This window comes from Rhodophyticola porphyridii (assembly GCF_003688285.1).
Taxonomy (GTDB): domain Bacteria; phylum Pseudomonadota; class Alphaproteobacteria; order Rhodobacterales; family Rhodobacteraceae; genus Rhodophyticola; species Rhodophyticola porphyridii.
In genome coordinates this window covers 196,080-213,173 of record NZ_RCNT01000007.1, presented here as the reverse complement: position 1 = coordinate 213,173, position 17,094 = coordinate 196,080, and the positions used below count along the sequence as shown (strand labels likewise).

The window sequence follows — 17,094 nt, the reverse complement described above, 5'->3', positions numbered from 1 at the left end:
CCGCAGGCCCGGCGCGCGAGGCCGGGCTCACTCGGCGGCGGCGCGTTTCGGCAGGATCCAGTCGGGGCGCGGAAAATGACAGGTATAGCCGTTCGGGATCCGTTCAAGATAATCCTGATGTTCCGGCTCGGCTTCCCAGAAATCGCCGACCGGTTCGACTTCGGTCACCACCGGGCCGGGCCAGAGACCCGAGGCATTCACATCGGCGATGGTGTCATGGGCCACCTGCCGCTGCTCTTCGTCCACATAGTAGATCGCCGAGCGGTAGGAGAGACCGCGGTCGTTCCCCTGACGGTTCAGCGTGGTGGGGTCGTGGATCTGGAAAAACAGCTCCAGCAGGTCGCGATAGCTGACCTGCGTCGGATCGAAGATGATCTCGATCGCTTCGGCATGGGTGCCATGGTTGCGATAGGTGGCGTTCGGAACGTCGCCGCCGGTGTACCCCACTCGTGTCGACACGACCCCGGTGCGCTTGCGGATAAGATCCTGCATGCCCCAGAAGCAGCCACCGGCCAGAACTGCGCGCGCGCTCATGCCACGTCCTCCACCTGATCCAGATAGGCGCCATATCCTTGCGCCTCCATGTCGTCACGGTGGACGAACCGCAGGGATGCCGAATTGATGCAATAGCGCAGGCCGCCCCGGTCCCGGGGGCCATCCGGAAAGACATGGCCCAGATGACTGTCTCCGTGGGCCGAGCGTACCTCGGTCCGGATCATGCCATGGGTGGTGTCGGTCACTTCGTTGATATGGGCCGGCTCGATCGGTTTGGTGAAACTGGGCCAGCCGCAGCCGCTTTCGTATTTGTCGGCCGAGGCGAAAAGCGGTTCGCCCGAAACGATGTCCACATAGATGCCGGGCTCCTTGTTGCCAAGCAGCGCGCCGGTGCCGGGACGCTCGGTTCCGTTCTCCTGCGTCACCCGGTATTCCTCGGGACTGAGCGCTGCGATGGCCTCTTCGGTTCTGGCATAGGTGCCCATCTGTTCCTCCTGCGGTTTGTCGCGTCGACCCATGATATGGGGGCCCGAGGCGCGAAGTCCATCGACGCGAAAAACAAAGACCCCGCCAGATGCGGGGCCGGACGCGGAACGAAAAGAGAGATGCCGGGGGCGGCGGGGTTCGTGCCTAGCGGCCCCAGGTGCGAACCGGGCCGCAATCCATATGCACGAAGTTGGAGCCGGAGTACCGGCCGACGCCACCGGCGTTGCAGGCTGCGGCGGCGCGGGCGATCTGACTGACGCTGCGCGAGTTGATCCGCAGATCCGCCGCTTCGCCGGTCATATGGCGGGAGTGGCGGGCCACTCCGCGGGAGCGGGAGCGGAGCATCGCATTCGTTGCGGCAGAGCGGTATCCCGACAGAAGGGTATAGGGTTCGGAGGTTTCCAGCAGGTTGTGGGCTGCGGCCATGATGTCGATGGTGCGGGTGTCGATCCGGCGCACCTCGTTCTGGCGCCAGTCGCGCATGAAGTGGTTCACCTCGTCCAGCGCCGGGCCGACATAGTCGCCGTCGATCCAGTAAATCATATCCATGCTTTCGCCGGTGCGGCCGTTATACATGGAGAGTTTGCGGATATCGCCGGCCCCGCGGAGAAACCCGAAAGCATTTGCCATCACCGGTGCGGCGCTCACAGCGCTGGCGGCGAAAACGCGCAACAAAGCGCGCCGCGTAAACGTTGACCTGGTCATATAAATCTGTGCCCCATCTCGTCTCTGCTCGTTCCGTCACACGTCTTATGCCGCTTTTTGCAGCTATTCTGCGTATCTATCCCCTCAGATGTGCTGTTGATGACACAAACGAGAGAATTCTTAAAGTGCCGCCTTTCCGATTTACCGACATGCCGTGTCATTTCGGCAGAATTCCGCCCAGCTTTCGCAGAATCGGTGTCGACAACGCGGCATCGCGAGGACCAGTACCGGCCGTTGCAGACCGGGAACAGATCGTGGTGAATTCCGGTTTAGCCCACAGGCCTTGCGATATTGTGAATGGACAGCGCCGAGGCTTTGACAGCAGGGTGGTCACAAGGGTGTGAACTGTTTGCAAACAGGTATTGAGAAGATGAGGCTACGGATTTTCAGGTCAGCTGCTCCTCTATTGGTCGTGGGGCTGGTGTTTTTTAACGGTCTGCTGGTGACACACAGCGCAGACGCGCAACAGGTCACTGCGCTCAGACAGGCGATTGCCGAGGCCGCATCGTCGAACGACGCGCTGGCCACGTTCTATCGCGAACGGAATTTCGAGCCGATCTGGACAACGACCGAGGCGGCCTCCCGCCGCAATGCGTTGTTGACCGCGCTCGACCGTGCCGAGGATCACGGGCTGCCTGTCTCGCGTTACGATGCCGATCTGCTCCGCGCCACGTTCCGCGATGCGGACAATCCCTATGCGCGCGGCCAGGCCGAAGTGCTCGCCTCCCGGATGTTTCTGCAATATGCCCGCGATGTGCAATCCGGTCTGCTGGAGCCAGACGATGTTGTCTCCGACATCGTGAAGGACCTGCCGCGGCGCGATCCGCTGGAACAGATCCGCAGCTTTGCATCCTCCAACCCGCACGAGTTCATGCGGGCATTGCCGCCCAGCCATCCGGAATACGTTCGCCTGATGCGCGAAAAGCTCCGGCTGGAGCGCGTGCTGGGTGCGGGCGGATGGGGCTCGACGGTTCAGGCCGGGGCATTGGCACCCGGCGATAGCGGAGAGCCGGTAATCGCGCTGCGGAACCGTCTGATCGCCATGGGCTATCTGGAGCGTTCGGCCAGCGCGACCTATGACGCCACACTTCAGGCCGCCGTGCAGCGCTTTCAGAACGATCACGGGCTGACCGCGGACGGAGAGGCCGGCGCCGACACCATGGCCGAGATCAATGTGGGCGTCGAAACGCGTCTCGGGCAGATCATTCTTGCGATGGAACGCCAGCGCTGGATGAACCGGGAGAGGGGGGACCGGCATATTCTGGTCAACATCGCCGACTTCCACGCCTATGTGATCGATGGCGAGCAGGTCACGTTCGAAACCCGCGTCGTCGTCGGCCATCGCGACAGCGACCGGCGCACCCCCGAGTTTTCGGATGTGATGGAGCATATGGTCATCAATCCGAGCTGGAATGTGCCGCGCTCGATCGCGGTGGGCGAATACCTGCCTCAGATGCGCAGCAACCCCGCCGCGGCCGGCCATCTGCAATTGCTGCGCGGTGGCCGGGTCGTCAGCCGCCAGGGGATCGATTTCAGCCAGTACACGGCACGGAATTTCCCCTTCGATCTGCGCCAGCCCCCGGGCAGCCAGAATGCGCTCGGCGAGGTGAAGTTCATGTTCCCGAACCGCTGGAACATCTACCTCCACGACACGCCTTCGCGGAACCTGTTCGAGCGTCAGGTGCGGGCCTATTCCCATGGCTGTGTGCGGGTCCACCGGCCGCAGGAACTGGCCTATCATCTGCTTGCCCCGCAGGAGGAGGACCCCGAGGCGCTGTACCAGACCTATCGGCGCTCGGGCCGGGAAACGCAGGTCAATCTGGAGACGCCGATCCCGGTGCATCTGGTGTACTGGACGGCCTGGATCACGCCGGAGGGCCGGGTGAACTACCGCGACGATGTCTATGGCCGGAACACGTTGCTCTGGCAGGCGATGCTGGACGCAGGGGTGGCGGTGCGCGCCGTCACAAGCTAAACCTCTCGCCGCATGCATTAGGCGAGGCGGCGGGCCATGGTCCACACGATTGAACAGATTGCAGCGGCGCTCGGGGCGGAAGCCCTGGGCGCCGTCGATCTTGAGGTTACCGGACTGGCGGAGCCCGCCACGGCGGGCCCGGATCAGCTGGCATTGGCCATGTCCGAGAAATTTCTGGCCGATCTCTCCAAGGGCGCGGCGCGGGCTGCCGTTCTGGGCGCAGGCAGTGACTGGCAAGCGCTCGGGCTCAAGGCGGCCATCATCGCGCCACGGCCGCGCTATGCGCTGGCCGGGCTGACCGCGGCGATGGATCCGGGGACCGGGATCGCGGCGGGTGTCCACGCCACGGCGGTGATCGACGCCCGCGCCCGGATCGGCGCGGGCGCAGCCATCGGGCCCTTCGTGGTGATCGGGCGCGGCGCGGAGATCGGCGCAAATGCCCGGATCGGCGCACATGCGAGCATAGGGGCCGAGGCGGCAATCGGCGATGACGCGGTGATCCATGCCGGCGTCCGCATCGGTACGCGGGTGCGGATCGGGGACCGGGTGTTCATCCAGCCGGGCGCGGTGATCGGTGGGGACGGCTTTTCCTTTGTCACGCCGGAGAAATCGACGGTCGAGATGGCGCGCGAGACGCTTGGCAAGGGCTCCGCGCCCGCGCCCGCTGTGTCGCAAAGCTGGACGCGCATCCACTCCCTCGGCTCGGTCGTTCTGGGCGACGATGTGGAGATCGGCGCCAATACCGCCATCGACCGCGGCACGATCGCCAACACGGAAATCGGCGACGGCACCAAGCTCGATAACCTTGTCCATATCGGCCACAACGTGCGCATCGGGCGGGATTGTCTGATTTGTGGGCAGGTGGGCAGCGCCGGATCGACGGTGATCGGCGACCGGGTGGTTCTGGGCGGGCAATGCGGACTGTCGGACAATATCGTCATCGGCGATGATGTGGTTGCGGCGGGGGCCACCAAGATCTTCTCCAATGTGCCGTCGGGGCGAATGCTTATGGGCTCTCCCGCCGTGAAAATGGATACGCAGGTGGAGATCTACAAAGCGATGCGCCGTCTGCCCCGCGTCATGAAGACCGTCGAGGCATTGCAGAAAGCCGTTTTCAACCGCGGCCAGAATGACTAAGTGAGCGGTGAGAAACGATCCGAGGGCAGACCAGATGGCCGACAGTGTTCAGGACAGGGTGATTGCGATCATAGCGGAACAGGCGGTGCTGGAGCCGGGCGATGTCGCCATGGACAACTCGCTGGAAGATCTGGGGATCGATAGCCTTGGACTGGTGGAATCCATCTTTGCGATAGAAGAGGCCTTCGATATTCAGGTACCGTTCAACGCCAATGAACCCGAGCAGAGCGCGTTTGACATCTCAAGCGTGGCCGCAATCGTGAAAGCCGTCGAAGGACTGGTGGCCGATCAGAAATGAGACGGGTCGTAATCACCGGGCAAGGCACCATCAATGCCCTGGGGCAGGATGTGGCGACGACGCTGGATGCGATGCGCGACGGACGCTGCGGTATCGCCGAACTGGAATTGCGCGATGTGGACCGCCTGTCGGTCAAGATCGGCGGTCAGGTGAAGGGCTACGAGCCCGAGGCGCTGTTCAACCGACAGCAGATCGCGCTTTACGACCGGTTCACCCAGTTCACCTTGATCGCCACGAAGGAGGCGCTCGCGCAGTCGGGGCTGAGTTTCGCGGGGCAACTGGCGGCGCGGTCGGGCGTCGTGTTCGGCACGGCAGGTGGCGGTGTGAACACCTGGGACGAGAATTACCGCAGCGTGTACGAAGAGGGCAAGAACCGCGTCCACCCGTTCGTTGTGCCCAAGCTGATGAACAATGCGGCCGCCAGCCATGTGAGCATGGAGTACAATCTCAAAGGCCCGTCCTTTTCGGTCGCCACCGCCTGCGCGTCGTCGAACCATGCGATGGGGCAGGCATTTCAGATGATCCGCACCGGGCTTTGCGATGCGATGGTGACCGGCGGATCCGAGGCGATGCTGACCTTCGGCGGCGTCAAGGCCTGGGAAGGGTTGCGCGTGATGTCCAAGGACGCCTGCCGCCCGTTTTCCGCCACCCGCAACGGGATGGTGCAGGGCGAAGGCGCGGCGGTATTCGTGTTCGAGGAATACGAGCATGCCCGGGCCCGCGGCGCGGAGATCCTGGCCGAGATGGTCGGTTTCGCCATGACGTCGGATGCCGCCGATATCGTCATGCCGTCGAAACAGGGGGCGGCGCGCGCGATTTCGGGCGCAATGCGCGATGCCGGGCTGAACCCCGAGGACATCGGCTATATCAATGCCCATGGAACCGGCACGGCCGCGAATGACAAGACGGAATGCGCCGCCGTCGCCGATGCCTTCGGGCATCACGCCAACGATCTGATGATCTCCTCAACCAAATCCATGCACGGCCATTTGATCGGCGGTACCGGCGCGGTGGAACTTCTGGCCTGCATCATGGCTCTGCGCGAGGGCGTTATCGCCCCGACGATCGGCTATGAGGAGCCGGATCCGGAATGCGCGCTGGACGTGGTGCCGAATGTGGCGCGGGACGCCAAGGTTGGCGCGGTTCTGTCGAATGCGTTTGCGTTTGGCGGGCTGAATGCGGTGCTGGCTCTGCGCGCGGTGGCCTGAGTGCCGACCAAAACATCGCTGAAACGAAAAACGCCCTGACCGAAGCGGGCAGGGCGTTTGCCTGTGAACCGGAATGCGGGTCGCGCGCGGATGTCTATTCCGACGCACCTTCCTGAGTGGCGACGAAGGCCGCTGTCCGCTCGGTCAGGGCATTATAGCCCGCGGTGAACCCGGTCAGCGACGCGGTCAGGTCGACAACCTGATCGGGGGCCGGCAGGGGCACGATGCTGATCGTGGCATTGGCGCCCGCGCGAAAGGCGTTGATGTCCGCCTCTCCGAGCCCGATCCGGACAAAGCAGCCAACGGGCTGGCAGAAGCTGAACGGATACTGTCGCGCCTGACCGCCATCGACACTGAGACGCAGCTGCGGGATCAGCAGCGTGTCGAGCGGCGTCACGATGGTGATGCCCGCCACGACCTCACCTTGATCGGGGACGTCGAAAAGGTTGAACTCCGCCACCGGACTGCCTTCCTGGTCGGACAGCAGCTGATACATCTGGCAGGGTTCGAACTCGCCCTCTTCAACGCGGATACAGCGAATTTCCCAATCGCCATGGGTTTCGGCGACATATGTGGTGCCAATCCCGTTGGGGTCCTGCACGGGCGTTCCGAGCGAAAGGCCCGTTTCGGGGTCGACCGTCGGATCCTGCGCCGCCGTTTCGGGAGCCTCGGGCTCGGCCGCTTCGGGCGTCGTATCCTGAGCCAGGGCCGGGCCGGCCAGAAGAAGGGCCAGAATGGCGGGAATGACGGGCAATGCGCGTTTCATGATCACGTATCCTTTTGCAGTCTGCTCTGCTCTATCGCGACGCTGGCTAGCATGGGAAACGGGCGCTGTCAGGGGCAAAATGCGCCGCTGGCGGGGAACGGCGCAAGATGCGGGCAGACCGGGATGGGATGGCGGGGCAGAAAAATCGAAAAGGGCCCGAAGACACGAGCCCTTTCCAGCGTTTTTTCTCTCCCTGTCGGACTGGCCGACGTTGTGGCGCAGACGCTATGACAGCGCAGCCCACAGGTCAACAGGGAAGCGTTCACTTTTTCCACAGGCGCCGGGCATGAAAAAAGCCGCGTCCCAAGCAAGGGGGACGCGGCCAGTCGACAGGGAGGAAGTTGACGCCACCCAAGGGAGTGAGGGCAACGTCGCGGATCACACTGGCACCGATTGGTTAAGAATGTATGGTATTGCGACTGGAATTCTTTGGGACGGTTCAGACGCATGAGTGATGGTATCTTTATCGGCGGCGGGGGCAGCGCGTATGCGGAGCCGCAGACCCTGCTTTTGAAATATGCAAACCGCCACGGGCTGATCGCGGGTGCCACGGGCACGGGCAAGACGGTCACCCTGCAAATTCTGGCGGAAAGCTTCTCGGCCCGGGGCGTGCCGGTATTCCTGTCCGATGTGAAGGGCGACCTGTCCGGGCTTGGCGCCAGCGGCACGGCCGATTTCAAGCTGCATGACGCCTTCATGTCGCGTGCCGAAGCAATCGGCTTTGTCGATTATGCCTATCGCGCCTTTCCGGTGACCTTCTGGGACCTGTTCGGGGAGGCGGGCCATCCTGTGCGCACCACGATCTCCGAAATGGGGCCTCTGCTCCTGTCCCGGTTGCTGGAGCTGTCCGAGGCGCAGGAAGGAATCTTGAACATCGCCTTCCGCGTGGCCGACGAGCAGTCGCTGCCGCTGCTGGATCTCAGAGACCTTCAGGCGCTTCTGGTCTGGGTCGGCGAGAACCGCGAGACGCTCAGCCTGCGCTACGGCAATGTCTCTACCGCGTCGATCGGCGCGATTCAGCGGCGTCTTCTGGTGCTGGAAGGGCAGGGCGGCAGCCAGCTATTCGGGGAGCCGGCGCTGGAGCTGTCCGACATGATGCTGCACGATGATCAGGGGTTCGGCAGGATCAACATTCTGGCCGCCGACAGGCTGATGGGCGCGCCCCGGCTTTATGCGACCTTCTTGCTGTGGCTGTTGTCGGAGCTGTTCGAGACATTGCCCGAAGTGGGCGATCCGGACAAACCCAAGCTGGTGTTCTTCTTTGACGAGGCGCATCTGCTGTTCGAGGACGCGCCCAAGGCATTGGTCGATAAGGTGGAGCAGGTGGCCCGGCTGATCCGGTCCAAGGGCGTCGGCGTCTATTTCGTCACCCAGAACCCGGCCGATGTGCCCGAGGATATTCTGGGCCAGCTCGGCAACCGGGTTCAGCATGCGCTTCGTGCCTTCACGGCGAAGGATCAGCGGGAGTTGCGGCAGGCGGCGGAGAATTACCGGGAGAACCCGGATTTCGACACCGAGGATGCGATCCGCGAGGTGGGTGTGGGTGAGGCCGTGACCTCGATGCTGGAACGCAAGGGCGTGCCCGGCGTGGTACAGCGGACGCTGATCCGTCCGCCCTCGTCCCAGCTTGGCCCGATTGCGGGGCCCGCGCGGGCGGCTCTTGTCGAGGCATCGCCGGTGGCCGGAAAATACGAGGCGGCCGTCGACCGCGACAGCGCCTTCGAGATGCTGACCCGGCGCGCGGAAGAGGCGGCGGCGGAGGCCGAAAAGGCCGAAGCTCTGGAGCGGGAGACCGAGAGCATCGCGGAGCGGGAGTTTCAGGCCGGACGCCGCTATTCCGGCACTCGCGTCAGCCGGTCCACATCCACCGGCAAATCCGGCTCGGGTGCGCGGGGGCGGTCCAGCCGAAGCGACAGCATTGCGACCACCTTCGCCAAGAGCTTTGCCCGCCAGCTTGGCACGCGATCAGGTCAGGCGCTGGTGCGCGGGGTGCTGGGCGGGCTGTTCCGCGGCCGGTAGGTCGGGCGGGCGTCGTCGTCGCCGCCGCCTGCGACCGTTCGCCCCGGCCTTTGGCGTGCCGGCGCAATCAGGCCAGGCAAACCGCGGTGATGGAGAGTGTGGCATGTGGCGCAGCTCACCCCCCGCGACATCAATGCACAATCCTATGTGATCTCAACATACTATCTATTGGCGCAACGGCGTGCGGAGGCCTAAGGTAGAGACATGATTGTAGAACTCGGACATTTCGCCCTGATCCTGGCCTTCATGGTCGCGATCTTTCAGATGATCGTGCCGATGATCGGCGCCGCGCGCGGGCAGGCGGGCTGGATGGCCGTGGCCTCCCCCGCGGCAACCGCTCAGTTCGCGCTGACAGCCGTTAGTTTCGGGGCGCTGACCTATGCCTTCGTCACATCGGATTTCTCGCTCAGTCTGGTGGTCAACAACTCCCACACACTGAAACCGATGATCTACAAGATCACCGGGGTCTGGGGAAACCACGAAGGTTCGCTGCTTCTGTGGGTGCTGATCCTGACCCTGTTCGGTGCGATGGCCGCGTGGTTCGGGGGCAATCTGCCGCCGACATTGCGCGCCCGTGTGCTGGCGGTGCAATCCTCCGTGGCGGTCGCGTTCTTCGCCTTCATTCTCTTCACCTCGAACCCGTTCCTGCGGATGGAGATTCCGCCATTCAACGGCCAGGATCTGAACCCGCTCTTGCAGGATCCCGGTCTGGCCTTCCATCCGCCGTTCCTCTATCTCGGCTATGTCGGCCTCTCCATGGCATTCTCCTTCGCCGTTGCCGCGCTGATCGAGGGCCGCGTCGATGCGGCCTGGGGCCGGTGGGTCCGTCCGTGGACGCTGGCGGCATGGGTCTTCCTGACCATCGGCATCGGACTTGGCTCCTGGTGGGCCTATTACGAGCTTGGCTGGGGTGGTTTCTGGTTCTGGGATCCGGTGGAAAACGCCAGCTTCATGCCCTGGCTGATCTCCGCGGCGCTTCTGCATTCCGCCATCGTCGTCGAAAAACGCGAGGCCCTGAAAAGCTGGACAATCCTGCTGGCGATTCTGGCCTTCGGCTTCTCGCTGATCGGCACGTTCATCGTCCGCTCTGGCGTCCTGACCTCGGTGCACGCCTTCGCGAACGATCCTGAGCGGGGGGTCTATATTCTGGCGATCCTGACGATCTTCATGGGCGGCGCGCTGCTTCTCTTCGCGTTCCGCGCGGGCATCATGGAGGCCAAGGGCGTTTTCTCTACCGTCTCCCGCGAAAGCGCGCTGGTGGTGAACAACCTGCTGCTTGCGGTCTCCTGCTTCGTGGTCTTCATCGGGACAATCTGGCCGCTGATCGCCGACATGTTCTTCGGCCGAACGCTTTCGGTCGGCCCGCCCTTCTTCAACGCGGCCTTCACACCCTTTGTTATCGGTCTGGCCGTGGCCCTGCCGATCGGCGCGATGCTGCCCTGGAAGCGGGGTCGGATCGGTCGCGCGATGAAACCGCTTGTCGGCGCCGCCGTTCTGGCCATCGCGGCGACGCTTCTGAGCTATGCGATGTTCACCGGATCATCGGCCATCGGGCCGCTCGCGATTGGCCTGTCCGTCTGGCTTGTCGCCGGGGCTGCGGTAGATCTGTGGTCGCGTACCGGGCGCGGCGAGATCGGCAACCGGCTCGGCCGCCTGACCCGTCTGCCGCGCGCCGATTGGGGCAAGGCCGTCGCGCATGCCGGCTTTGGCATCACATTGTTCGGGATTGCGGCGCTGACCACCTACCAGATCGAGGACATTCGCGTCGCGCAGGAGGGGCAGCCCTATCAGGTGGGCGCCTATGAAGTCGAGCTGGTGGAGGTGCGCCGGGTCGAGGGGCCGAATTACTTCTCGACCATGGCCACGATTTCCGTCACCGACCATGGCCGGCTTCTTGACTTGCTTTATCCGGAGCGCCGGATCTACCCGGTCGCCGGCATGCCGACCACCGAAGCCGGTATCAACAACGGCTTCACCCGCGACGTCTACGTCGTCATCGGCGACCCGCAGGATAACGGCGGATGGGCGGTCCGCACCTACATCAAACCCTTCGCAAACTGGATCTGGGGCGGTGCCATCATCATGGCGCTTGGCGGGTTCCTGTCGCTGTCGGACCGCCGCTATCGCGTGGCGGCCGGTGCGGCCAAGGCGCGGGTTCCGTCGGGCGGGGTGCCGGCAGAATGATCCGTGCTCTGGTCCTGTCCCTCGCCCTGATCCTGCCGGGTGCCGCTCTGGCGGTGAAGCCAGACGAGATCCTTGACGATCCGGTTCTCGAAGAACGCGCCCGTGATATCTCGACCGGGCTGCGCTGTCTTGTTTGCCGCAATGAAAGCATCGACGAAAGCAATGCCGAACTGGCCCGCGATCTGCGTCTTCTGGTGCGTGAAAGACTGGTCGAAGGCGACACCGATGAAGAGGTGATCGAGTTCGTGGTGGATCGCTATGGCGAATATGTGCTGCTCAATCCGCCCGCCCGCGGCTCCACACTGATCCTCTGGCTTGCGGGTCCCGCGATCCTGCTGGTCGGTCTGGGTCTCGCCGCAAGCTATGTGCGCCGCCGCCATCACGCCACCGCGCCGGATGAGGACGCGCTCAGCGATGCGGAGGCCATGCGTCTGGCGGAGATAATGAAGGACTGACGCCGCGTTTCCGCTTTCCTGAACTGATCGGTTTGATATGGTCCGCCCCGGAACAGGGACAGCGGAGACCTCCATGATTTACGAAACCATCACCCTCGACATTGCCGATGATATCGCGACGGTCACCCTGCGCCGTCCCGATGTGATGAACGCGCTCAACACCCAGATGCGGGCCGAAATCACCCATGCGGTCGGAAATGCGGGGCGCGAGGCGCGGGTGGTCGTGCTGACGGGTGAGGGCCGGGCATTCTGTTCCGGGCAGGATCTGGGCGACCGAACCAATGTGGGCGACATCAATCTCGAACGGACGCTGCGCGACGAATACATCCCGATGCTGATGGCGATCGTCGATTGCCCTGTTCCCACGATGTCCGCCGTGAACGGCACGGCCGCGGGCGCGGGGGCCAATCTGGCACTCGCCGCGGATGTGGTCATTGCCTGCCATAGCGCCAGCTTCATTCAGGCGTTCAGCCGGATCGGTCTGATCCCGGATGCGGGCGGCACCTATGTGCTGCCGCGCCAGATCGGGATGGCCCGCGCCATGGGCGCGGCCCTGTTTGCCGACAAGATCACCGCCGAGCAAGCTGCGGATTGGGGCATGATCTGGGAGGCGGTGCCGGACGCGGAATTCGCCGGGCACTGGCGCGGCCGGGCCGCGCATCTGGCAAAAGGCCCCACCGTTGCCTATGCAAAGGTGAAGGAGGCGATGCAGGCGAGCTTTGGCAATACGATGGCCGAGCAACTGAAGCTTGAAGGAAAGCTTCAGGGCGATTGTGGCCGCACCCGTGACTTCAAGGAGGGGGTCATGGCCTTTCTCGAAAAACGGCCCGCCCGCTTCGAAGGGCGCTGAGCGCCAGCCGGGCCCCGCCGGGTACGGGCCGGAATGGCCCGACCCATGTCATCACACCATCATCTTTGCCAGGGAACGCTCCGCATATGGCCCCGCCAGGGGCCACCGTGGACGGGTGTGCCGCCCGTGCGTATCGCTCAGCGTTCCGGGATCAATCCGCGCGGGCTGAAGCGCAGGACCAGCAGCAGGATAAGCCCCATGGTCAGCAGCCGCATGTGGGCCGCCGAATCGAGCAGGTGGTCACGCAGGGCGCTGTCTTCCGCCATACCCGCAGTAATGCCTTGCATCAGCATCAGGCCGATCGGTTCAACCTGAATCCACAGCCACCAGACAAGGAAACCGCCCAGAACCGCGCCCCAGTTGTTGCCGGAACCGCCGACGATCACCATCACCCAGATCAGGAAGGTGAAGCGAAGCGGCTGGTAGGTGCCGGGCACAAGCTGGCCGTCCAGCGTTGTCATCATAGCCCCGGCCAGTCCACAGACGGCCGAGCCAAGAATGAAGATCTGCAAATGTCGCGCCTTGACGTTCTTGCCCATGGCCGAGGCGGAAATCTCGTTGTCGCGGATCGCCCGCATCATCCGGCCCCATGGGGAGTTCAGGGCCTTCTCGCTCAGCCAGATCAGGGCGAGCAGAACCACAATGAATAACCCGGCATAAGCCAGCTTTACCGCAATCGTCGAGGCGCTGACCGGATCTGCGCCGATGCCTTGGGCGAGTTCGACGAAGCGTTCATTGGCCTGGAGATCGACCTCGAACGGAACAGGCCGCGGCAGGCCGGTCACGTTCTTCACCCCACGCGCCAGCCAGTCTTCGTTTTTCAGAACGGCGATGACAATTTCGGCGATGCCGAGTGTGGCGATGGCCAGATAGTCGGACCTGAGGCCGAGGGCGGTTTTCCCGATGATCCACGCGGCCCCGGCCGCAAGAAGCCCGCCCACCGGCCAGGACAGGACGACCGGCAGGCCCAGGCCGCCCAGATACCCAGTCAGCGCCGGATCGACGCTTTCAACCCGGGCCACGCCTGCATCGAACACTGCGCGGAAAATGAAGAAGCCCGCGACCAGAATGATCAGGATGACAATCCCGCGCATGCGTCCGGGTCGCATCCGGCCCCAGACGAGGATCGCGCCGACGATGGTTGCCGCCCCCAATACGAGACCGAGAAGTACCTGTACCCCGCCGGCCGCCCATGCGCCTTCCACCGGAGGCATGGAAACGAGAACCGCGGCGAGGCCGCCAAGCGCCACAAACCCCATGACGCCGACATTGAACAGGCCCGCATAGCCCCATTGCATGTTCACGCCGAGCGCCATGATAGCCGATACCAGCCCCATGTTGAAAATCGTCAGCGCGGTATTCCACGATTGAACGAACCCCGTCCCGATGAAGAGCGCGCCCACCAGAACGAACAAAAGCACATGTTTCGGCTGCATCGTTTTCATATCGATTTGCCCTTCATGATGCCGGTCGGTCGGAACAGGAGCACGATCAGCAGGATCGCGAAGCTGACCGCGAATTTGTAATCGGTGGACAGAAGCTGCAACAGACCGTCCGGCTGCCAGCTTTCCGGGGCCAGATAGCTCACCACGCGGCGGAAGGCATAGGTGACCGTGATCTCGGAAAACGCGATTACGAACCCGCCCAGAATCGCGCCAAGCGGATTGCCGAGCCCGCCGACAATGGCCGAGGCGAATATCGGCAGCAGAAGCTGGAAATAAGTGAAGGGCTTGAAGCTCTTGTCGAGCCCGTAAAGCACACCCGCCGTCGTCGCCAGTGCGGCAACAATCAGCCAGGTATACAGCACCACCCGTTCCGGGTTGATGCCCGACAGCAAGGCCAGATCCTCGTTGTCTGAAAAGGCGCGCATGGACTTGCCGGTGCGGGTACGGTTCAGGAACCAGAACAGCAGTGCCACCGCGATGATCGCGACAACAATGGTGATGCCCTGACTTGTGCGGAACGCGAGCCCCTCTTCCAGCCCAGTCATCTCGCGGAAGGTGCGGGCGGAGATGATGAACCGCTCCCCGTCGGCAAAGCGCTGATCGTCGACGCCGATGATGAAGCGCACGATCCCGTTCATGATGAACATGACACCCAGAGAGGCGATCACATAGATCACCGGTTTCGCCTTTTGCGCCCTGTAGAAGCGATAGACCGCCCGGTCCGTCCCGATCAGCAGAAGCCCGGTCGCGGCGATGCCCACCGGAAGCGCCAGAAGCGCCGTGGGCAACGGCCCGAGAGACACGCCCGCCCCCTGCAGAAACCAGGTGACCAGAATGGTGACCATCGCGCCAAAGGCCATGGTGTCGCCATGGGCGAAGTTGGAAAACCGCAGGATGCCGTAGATCAGCGTCACACCCAACGCGCCGAGCGCAAGCTGCGCCCCGTAGGCCGTGGCCGGGATGATGACGAAGTTAAGCAGGGTAACCAGCGCGTTCAGGAAATCCATGTCTCTAAAGAGCCTCACATGTTCCGAAATAGGTGACGGCCATCGGGCTGCCATCGAAGATATGCGCCGTCATCAGCGCGGTACTGTCGGCCTCGATCGTGATCATTTCCGCCAAACCGTTCCGCCCGGCGCTGGCATAGCTGACCGGCGGGGCCGCGTCCGGATTGAGCCGGGTGATCGGCGCGTCGCCGACGACGCTGGACAGAAAGAGCCGCCCCTCATGATCGGCAGCCAGGATCGTGATCTGGTAGGCGGCGGCGTCGCAGGGCTCGCCGGCGACGCATTCAACCGTGAATTCGCAGGCCCAGGGTTCGGCATTGGCCTCGGTGCCGGCCAGCGAAAGGCCCACACCCGTCATAAGAACGATGTATCCGGCCCGCACGCCTCAGCCCCCCAGGAAGCTCTTGCGGACCTCTGGGTCGGCCAGCAATTCCGCGCCGGTGCCGCTGAAGGCGTTGCGCCCCTGGACCAGAACATAGCCCTTGTCGGCAATCGCCAGCGCCTGTCTTGCGTTCTGTTCGACCATCAGGATCGGAATGCCGGTACGCGCCACCTCGATGATCCGGTCGAACAGCTCGTCCATCACGATCGGAGAGACCCCCGCCGTCGGTTCATCCAGCATCAGCACCTTGGGTTTGGTCATCAGGGCCCGACCCACGGCGACCTGCTGGCGCTGCCCGCCGGACAACTCGCCCGCGGCCTGATTGCGTTTTTCCTTCAGGATCGGAAACAGGTCATACACCTGTGCCATGGTGCCCGAGATATCGTCACGCCGGATGAAGGCGCCCATTTCAAGGTTTTCTTCCACGGTGAGCGAGGTGAAGATGTTCGATGTCTGCGGCACGAAGCCCATGCCCTTGCCCACACGGGACTGCGGCGTCAGTTCGGTGATCTCCTCGCCATCCAGAAGCACCTCGCCCTGACGCAGGTTGAGCATGCCGAAAACCGCCTTCATCGCGGTGGACTTGCCGGCTCCGTTGGGCCCGACGATCACGGCGATTTCACCCGGTTCCACGGCAATCGTGCAGCCATGGAGGATATCCGCGCCCGAGCCGTAGCCGCCGGTCATCGCCCGGCCGATCAGAAACGGATTGTCGCCCTCGATCTTGCGGGGCTGGCCGCCGGGTTTGACCGGGTCGCCCATTCGCGGAGCGGCGGGACGGGTTATCGAGCGGTCCTTGTTGCCGCGATCGTCTTCATAGGGAGATCCGCTCATGCAGTGGCCGCCTTGTTTTTCAGACCGGTGCCCAGATAGGCCTCGATCACCTGCTCGTTCGCCTTGATCTCGTCGATCGTTCCCTTCGCCAGAACATGCCCTTCGGCCATGACGATCACCGGGTCACAGAGGCGGCCGATAAAATCCATGTCATGTTCGATCATGCAGAACGTGTAGCCCCGTTCGGCGTTCAGACGCTGGATCGCATCGCCGATCGTGTTCAGAAGCGTCCGGTTCACGCCCGCGCCGACCTCGTCCAGAAAAACGACCTTGGCATCGACCATCATCGTGCGGCCGAGTTCGAGCAGTTTTTTCTGCCCGCCGGACAGGTTGCCTGCTTTTTCGTCGCTCAGATGGTCGATTGTGAGAAATTCCAGCACTTCATCGGCCTTGCGGGCCAGCGCGCGCTCTTCGCTGGCGATCCGGCGCCGTGCGAACCAGGCATTCCAGAGCGCTTCGCCGGATTGACCGCCGGGCACCATCATCAGGTTCTCCCGCACGGTCATCGAACTGAATTCATGGGCGATCTGGAAGGTGCGCAACAGCCCGCGTGCAAAAAGCTCATGCGGAGGAAGGCCGGTAATGTCTTCCCCATCCATGATCACGCGCCCGGATGTGGGTTCAAGAACGCCTGCGATAACATTGAAAAGGGTGGTTTTTCCTGCGCCATTAGGGCCGACCAGCCCGGTGATGGAGCCGGTTTCGATGGTCAGCGTCGCGCCATCGACCGCATGGAACCCGCCGAAATGCTTGTGGACGTCTTCAACGACGATCATCTTTTTCGATACCCCCAAATGAAGCAGCCCGGTCCAGACGCCGGGCTGCTCCTACATGTGTTTCAGATCATC

17 protein-coding genes are annotated in these 17,094 nt (G+C 63.4%); 8 read left to right on the top strand and 9 right to left on the bottom strand.

Going from position 1 to position 17,094, the window contains the following annotated elements:
• Positions 1-27: 27 nt before the first annotated feature.
• The 3 genes from msrA to D9R08_RS14530 form a co-directional block, all read right to left on the bottom strand.
• Positions 28-534 (bottom strand): peptide-methionine (S)-S-oxide reductase MsrA, encoded by a 507-nt coding sequence (gene msrA / locus D9R08_RS14540; RefSeq protein WP_121898786.1) that lies wholly within the window; start codon positions 532-534, stop codon positions 28-30.
• Positions 531-980, bottom strand: a complete 450-nt coding sequence (gene msrB / locus D9R08_RS14535) for a peptide-methionine (R)-S-oxide reductase MsrB (protein WP_121898785.1) — start codon at positions 978-980, stop codon at positions 531-533. Before msrB ends, msrA begins: the two co-directional genes overlap by 4 nt.
• Positions 981-1,125: 145 nt before the next feature.
• A complete protein-coding gene (locus D9R08_RS14530) occupies positions 1,126-1,686 on the bottom strand; it encodes a YcbK family protein (protein WP_121898784.1) in 561 nt (186 codons plus the stop codon).
• 442 nt (positions 1,687-2,128) lie between these two features.
• Between D9R08_RS14530 and D9R08_RS14525 the strand changes: the two genes are divergently transcribed.
• The 4 genes from D9R08_RS14525 to D9R08_RS14510 are packed head-to-tail and all read left to right on the top strand — an operon-like array spanning position 2,129 to position 6,304.
• Positions 2,129-3,661, top strand: a complete 1,533-nt coding sequence (locus D9R08_RS14525; protein WP_233557484.1) for a L,D-transpeptidase family protein — start codon at positions 2,129-2,131, stop codon at positions 3,659-3,661.
• Between the two features lie 36 nt (positions 3,662-3,697).
• Positions 3,698-4,798, top strand: a complete 1,101-nt coding sequence (locus D9R08_RS14520) for a UDP-3-O-(3-hydroxymyristoyl)glucosamine N-acyltransferase (RefSeq protein ID WP_121898782.1) — start codon at positions 3,698-3,700, stop codon at positions 4,796-4,798.
• A gap of 34 nt (positions 4,799-4,832) precedes the next feature.
• Positions 4,833-5,096: an acyl carrier protein gene (locus tag D9R08_RS14515; RefSeq protein ID WP_121898781.1), complete on the top strand. Its 264-nt coding sequence runs from the start codon at positions 4,833-4,835 to the stop codon at positions 5,094-5,096.
• Entirely contained in the window at positions 5,093-6,304 is a 1,212-nt protein-coding gene (locus tag D9R08_RS14510) for a beta-ketoacyl-[acyl-carrier-protein] synthase family protein (RefSeq protein WP_121898780.1), read from the top strand. The genes D9R08_RS14515 and D9R08_RS14510 overlap by 4 nt, the downstream gene beginning before the upstream one ends.
• 94 nt (positions 6,305-6,398) lie before the next feature.
• Here D9R08_RS14510 and D9R08_RS14505 read toward each other — a convergent pair whose 3' ends face one another.
• Positions 6,399-7,070: an invasion associated locus B family protein gene (locus D9R08_RS14505; RefSeq protein WP_121898779.1), complete on the bottom strand. Its 672-nt coding sequence runs from the start codon at positions 7,068-7,070 to the stop codon at positions 6,399-6,401.
• A 447-nt stretch (positions 7,071-7,517) separates the two neighbouring features.
• Between D9R08_RS14505 and D9R08_RS14500 the strand changes: the two genes are divergently transcribed.
• The 4 genes from D9R08_RS14500 to D9R08_RS14485 all read left to right on the top strand — a co-directional run bounded on the left by D9R08_RS14500 (position 7,518) and on the right by D9R08_RS14485 (position 12,578).
• Positions 7,518-9,089 (top strand): helicase HerA-like domain-containing protein, encoded by a 1,572-nt coding sequence (locus tag D9R08_RS14500; RefSeq protein WP_121898778.1) that lies wholly within the window; start codon positions 7,518-7,520, stop codon positions 9,087-9,089.
• Positions 9,090-9,293: 204 nt separating this feature from the next.
• The gene (locus D9R08_RS14495; RefSeq protein WP_121898777.1) at positions 9,294-11,273 is read left to right on the top strand and encodes a heme lyase CcmF/NrfE family subunit; all 1,980 of its coding nucleotides are present in this window, start codon (positions 9,294-9,296) and stop codon (positions 11,271-11,273) included.
• Entirely contained in the window at positions 11,270-11,728 is a 459-nt protein-coding gene (locus D9R08_RS14490; protein WP_121898776.1) for a cytochrome c-type biogenesis protein, read from the top strand. The genes D9R08_RS14495 and D9R08_RS14490 overlap by 4 nt, the downstream gene beginning before the upstream one ends.
• A 73-nt stretch (positions 11,729-11,801) precedes the next feature.
• A complete protein-coding gene (locus D9R08_RS14485; protein WP_121898775.1) occupies positions 11,802-12,578 on the top strand; it encodes an enoyl-CoA hydratase-related protein in 777 nt (258 codons plus the stop codon).
• Positions 12,579-12,715: 137 nt separating this feature from the next.
• Here the strand turns inward: D9R08_RS14485 and D9R08_RS14480 are convergent, their stop codons facing one another.
• The 5 genes from D9R08_RS14480 to D9R08_RS14460 are packed head-to-tail and all read right to left on the bottom strand — an operon-like array spanning position 12,716 to position 17,022.
• Positions 12,716-14,014 carry a branched-chain amino acid ABC transporter permease gene (locus D9R08_RS14480; protein WP_121898863.1) on the bottom strand — a complete coding sequence of 433 codons (1,299 nt, stop codon included), beginning with the start codon at positions 14,012-14,014 and terminating at the stop codon, positions 12,716-12,718.
• A 5-nt stretch (positions 14,015-14,019) separates the two neighbouring features.
• Entirely contained in the window at positions 14,020-15,030 is a 1,011-nt protein-coding gene (locus tag D9R08_RS14475; RefSeq protein WP_121898774.1) for a branched-chain amino acid ABC transporter permease, read from the bottom strand.
• 4 nt (positions 15,031-15,034) lie between these two features.
• The gene (locus D9R08_RS14470) at positions 15,035-15,412 is read right to left on the bottom strand and encodes a hypothetical protein (RefSeq protein WP_147450689.1); all 378 of its coding nucleotides are present in this window, start codon (positions 15,410-15,412) and stop codon (positions 15,035-15,037) included.
• Positions 15,413-15,415: 3 nt separating this feature from the next.
• Positions 15,416-16,246, bottom strand: a complete 831-nt coding sequence (locus tag D9R08_RS14465; protein WP_121898772.1) for an ABC transporter ATP-binding protein — start codon at positions 16,244-16,246, stop codon at positions 15,416-15,418.
• Complete coding sequence (locus tag D9R08_RS14460) at positions 16,243-17,022, bottom strand: ABC transporter ATP-binding protein (protein WP_121898771.1); 780 nt, start codon at positions 17,020-17,022, stop codon at positions 16,243-16,245. The genes D9R08_RS14465 and D9R08_RS14460 overlap by 4 nt, the downstream gene beginning before the upstream one ends.
• Positions 17,023-17,094: the final 72 nt, after the last annotated feature.